1 protein-coding gene is annotated in these 633 nt (G+C 69.2%); it reads left to right on the plus strand.

Annotated features, from left to right (window positions below):
• Nucleotides 1-633, plus strand: a 633-nt coding sequence (locus tag J0F76_RS20755; protein WP_278250467.1) for a Calx-beta domain-containing protein, incomplete at both ends; no start/stop codon positions are given.

Consider the following 633-nt stretch of genomic DNA (forward strand, 5'->3'; position numbering starts at 1 on the left):
TGGGCGCGACCTTCGGGCCGGGCAACGCCACCCTTGTCGCCACCGGATGGGTCCTCGACGACGACGGCGCCGGGCTGAACCGGAGCATGGCGATCTCGGCCCCGGTGCTGGTGGAAGGCGCGGGACACCAGGCCGTGTTCACGCTGAGCCTGTCCCAGGCCTATGCCACGGACACCACGTTCAGCTTTGCCACCTTTGACGGCACCGCGCGCGCGGGATCGGACTACGTGGCGCGCAGCGGCACCGTCACCTTTCTTGCCGGGCAGACCGAGGCCGTGGTCACCGTCAACCTTCTGAACGACACCCTGGGCGAGGCCGCGGAAAGCTTCGGGCTGAAGGTCACCGGCGCGCATGGCATCGGCGGCGCCGTGGGCACGGCCGAGGTGCTGGACCCGGACGCGGCCCGGCCGGTCCTCTCGATCGAGGGTTCGCGCGCGACCGAATACGGCTATGTCCTTTTCACCGTGCGGCTGTCCGAACCCGCCACCGATGCCGTGAGCGTGGATTACCAGGCCTATTCCGGCACCGCCGAGCGCGACGTGGACTTCTCGGACTACGGTTCGGCCTCGCTGTCGGGCACGCTGACCTTCGGCATCGGCGAGACCGTCCAGACCTTCACCGTCTATGTCGGGC

The sequence above is a fragment of the Paracoccus fontiphilus genome, assembly GCF_017356265.1.
Classification (GTDB): domain Bacteria; phylum Pseudomonadota; class Alphaproteobacteria; order Rhodobacterales; family Rhodobacteraceae; genus Paracoccus; species Paracoccus fontiphilus.